This window comes from Ruegeria sp. AB7, assembly GCF_056542625.1.
Genome location: NZ_JBQGAC010000020.1, coordinates 1 through 4,017, shown reverse-complemented (window position 1 = coordinate 4,017; position 4,017 = coordinate 1). Strand labels below are relative to the sequence as shown.

Below are 4,017 nucleotides of genomic sequence, written 5' to 3'. Positions count from 1 at the left end.
CCTCCGCATGAGGGGTCGATGATTGCGCCTTGGACCAGTTCGGGGATGGCGGCTTTGGTGACGCCGAGGTCGGAGAGATTGCGGGGGATGGCGAGGCTGTCGTTGAACTCTTGCACGAAGCTGCGGAAGCCGTCGAAGCCGCCGTCGATGCCCAGATAGGCGGCGGCTTGCTGGAAGCGGTCGGCGATGACTGGCGCGTTGAACTCGAGTACGGCGGGCATGCAGACCGCGTTGGTGGTGCCGTGGTGGGTGTTGAACACCGCGCCGACGGGGTGGCTCATGGCGTGGATGGCGCCCAGGCCTTTCTGGAAGGCGGTGGCCCCCATCGCCGCCGCGCTCATCATCTGGGCGCGGGCTTCGATGTCGGTGCCGTCCGCATAGGCACGTGGCAGATAGTCCTTGACCAGCCGCATTCCTTCCAGCGCGATGCCCTGAGACATCGGGTGGTAATGCGGGCTGCTGAACGCCTCGACACAATGCGCGAACGCATCCAGACCGGTGCCTGCGGTGATGAACTTTGGCATCCCAACCGTCAGCTCGGGGTCGCAGATCACGACCGTGGGCAGCACCTTGGGATGGAAGATGATCTTCTTGGCGTGGGTTTCAGAATTGGTGATGACGCTGGCGCGCCCCACTTCGGACCCGGTCCCGGCGGTTGTGGGGACGGCGATGATCGGCGCGATGGCATCGGCATCCGCTCGGGTCCACCAATCGCCGATGTCCTCAAAGTCCCAGACCGGGCGCGTCTGACCACACATGAAGGCGACCATCTTGCCCAGATCCAGCCCCGAGCCGCCGCCAAAAGCGATCACCCCGTCATGGCCGCCCGCGTTATAGGCCGCAACACCGGCCTCGAGGTTCTGTTCATTGGGGTTCGGGTCCACATCCGCGAACAGACCCCGGCCCAGACCGGCGGTCTCCATGATATCCAGCGTCGCGGTGGTGATCGGCAGGTCGGCCAGCCCCTTGTCGGTGACCAGCAGCGGCTTCTTCATGCCGGCCGCAGCACAGGCTTCGGGCAATTCATTGATCCGCCCGGCCCCGAATTTGATTGCGGTTGGATAAGACCAGTTTCCAACAAGTGACATGTTTGCTTTCCTTCGTGTCAAAAGGCCTGCCCCGGCGAGGGGGTCATTCCGAGGCAGGCCGGCGTCCTTAGCCCGTGACCTTTTTCAGGTGATAGGATTTGGGACGTGTCAGGTTGTGATAGCCAATGACCGACAGACCGCCGCCGCGCCCGGTATTCTTGCAGCCGGTCCAGCACAGGCCGGGATCCAGATAATCGGCGCGGTTCATGAAGACGGTGCCCGTCTCAATCTGGTCGCCCACCCGCGCAGCACGGTCCAGATCGCTGGTCCAGAGGCTCGCCGTCAGGCCAAACGCGCTGTCATTCATCAGCCGGATGGCCTCGTCATCCGTGGACACTTTCATAATGCCCACTACCGGACCAAAGCTTTCATCCCGCATCACCCGCATGTCATGGGTGACATTGGTCAGGATCTGCGGCGTCAGATATGCGCCGCCATCATCCTCGGGGAAGATGTCGATATGGGCCACCGCACCAGCCTCGACCGCCTCGGCAATCTGCGCCCGCACCTCATCGGCAAAGCGCACATTGGCCATCGGGCCAATGGTGGTTTCAGCGTCCAGCGGATTGCCCAGCTTATAGCCCTTCACGATCTCCACCGCCCTGGCGACGAAGTCGTCATACAGGCTTTCATGCACATAAATCCGCTCGATCCCGCAGCAGCACTGGCCCGCGTTGAACATTGCCCCGTCGATCAGCGTCTCAACCGCCGCCTCCAGATCGGCATCGTCCATCACATAACCCGGATCCTTGCCGCCCAGCTCAGTCCCGACGCCGGTAAAGGTGCCCGCCGCCGCGCGCTCCATCGCCTGGCCGCCGCCGACCGAGCCGGTGAAGTTCACGAAGTCGAACGCATTGCCCGCGATCAGATCGTTGGTCACGTCATGGCTCAGAAAGACATTCTGGAACACGTCTTCCGGCACACCCGCTGCATGGAAGGCCTGCGCCATACGCTCGCCCACCAGCAGGGTCTGCGTGGCGTGTTTCAGGATCACCGTATTACCCGCGATCAGCGCCGGGGCCACCGTGTTGATCGCCGTCATGTAGGGGTAGTTCCACGGCGCCACCACAAACACCACCCCATGCGGGATGCGCCTGATATAGCGCTTGAACGTCTCATCTTCGCCCACGGCAATATCGGCCAGCGCCTCTTCGGCAATCGTGGCCATGTGGCTTGCGCGCTCGTTGAAGCCGCCAAACTCACCGCCATAGCGCACCGGGCGACCCATCATATGCGCCAACTCGGGCACGATTTCCTCATTCATCGCGCCGACAGCAGCCACACCCGCCATCACGAGATCAATGCGTTCCCGCAAGGGCCGCGCCGCCCAAGCCGCCTGTGCGGCCCGCGCCCGGCCCGCAACCTCAAACGCCGCCTCCCGCGACAACACCTCGCGCTCGGCAAAAACCGACCCATCAATCGGCGAGACACATTGCAACATCTGCCCCATAGTCACTCCATCTCTAAAGAGAGCAGGATCCCTGCTTCATCTGGCCATAAATATCTCGGGGGCCGCCATTGGTGCGCCATTGGTTCGAGCACCAATGGCGACGGGGCTGGCCCCTCGCTTTCACCCTCTCAAGCCCGCTCGAACCCGCGGGCAATTTCCCAATCGGTCACCACGCGCTCAAACTCTTCGATCTCAACCTCGGCCGCGCGCGCATAGTGATCGACAACGTCATCTCCCATCGCAGCCCGCAACATCGCCGAGCCATGCAGCGCATCCCGCGCCGCGCGCAGATTGCCCGGGATCATCCCCGTCTCCCCCTGATAGACGTCGCCCGTGGTCGGCGGCTGCAACTCCAGCCCTTCTTCGATCCCAGCGATCCCCGCCGCCAGCATCCCAGCCATCGCCAGATAGGGGTTCATATCCGAGCCCGGGATACGGCATTCCACCCGCACCGCCTTGGTGCCGTCACCGCACAGGCGGAACCCGGCGGTGCGGTTGTCCACCGACCAGATGATCCGCGTCGGCGCAAAGGTCCCCTTCATGAACCGCTTGTAGCTGTTGATGTAGGGCGCCATGAAACAGGTGTAATCGGCGGCGTATTTCAAAAGACCCGCCATGTAGCTTTTCATCACATCCGACATGCCGAGCGGATCTTTTTCGTCGAAAAAGATCGGCCGCCCCTCGGACCAGAGCGACTGATGCACGTGGCTGGAACTGCCCACTTTCTCATGATGCCATTTCGGCAGGAAGGTCGCGGCATGCCCATGCTGCCAGGCAATCTCTTTCACCGCGTTCTTGGCGATCGAGTGATACTCGGCCGTGTCCATTGCAGGCGCGTATTTGATGTTCAGTTCTTCCTGCCCGGTCTCGGCCTCACCTTTCGTGTTCTCGACCGGTATCCCCGCATCCCACAGATGGTTGCGGATCGGGCGCATCACATGCTCTTCCTTGGTGGTCTGAAGGATGTGATAGTCTTCGTTGTACCCCGAGATCGGCTCAAGGTCGCGAAAGCCTTCCTTGCGGATCTGATCAAAGCTTTTCTCGAACAGGAAAAACTCCAGCTCGGTGGCGCACATCGCGTCATAACCCATCGCCTTCAACCGGTTCACCTGACGCTTCAGGATCGAGCGCGGCGCGTGTGGCACTTCTTCATGCGTGTGATGATCCAGCACATCGCACATCACCATCGCCGTGCCTTCCAGCCACGGTACAGGGCGCAGCGTGCTCAGATCCGGCTTCATAACATAATCGCCATAGCCCCGCTCCCAACTGGTCGACGCATACCCATCCGGCGTCCCCATCTCGAGATCCGTCGCCAGCAGATAATTGCAGCAATGCGTCTCTTCCCACGCCCCCGCAACAAAATGACCCGCATGAAACCGCTTCCCCATCAAACGGCCCTGCATGTCAACCAGACAAACCAATACCGTATCAATCTCGCCAGACGAAACCTCAGCCTTCAAATGCTCAAATGTCAGC

Annotated in this window: 3 protein-coding genes; all 3 read right to left on the bottom strand. The window is 61.6% G+C overall.

What is annotated here, in order from left to right:
• Positions 1 to 1,088: iron-containing alcohol dehydrogenase (locus ACR0EN_RS21180; protein ID WP_480588573.1), on the bottom strand; the 1,088-nt coding region annotated here is incomplete at its 3' end.
• A gap of 67 nt (positions 1,089 to 1,155) precedes the next feature.
• Entirely contained in the window at positions 1,156 to 2,538 is a 1,383-nt protein-coding gene (locus ACR0EN_RS21175; protein WP_480588571.1) for an aldehyde dehydrogenase family protein, read from the bottom strand.
• 128 nt (positions 2,539 to 2,666) lie between these two features.
• Positions 2,667 to 4,016, bottom strand: coding sequence for a glutamine synthetase family protein (locus ACR0EN_RS21170; RefSeq protein ID WP_480588569.1), 1,350 nt, complete (start codon positions 4,014 to 4,016; stop codon positions 2,667 to 2,669).
• Position 4,017 lies beyond the last annotated feature (1 nt).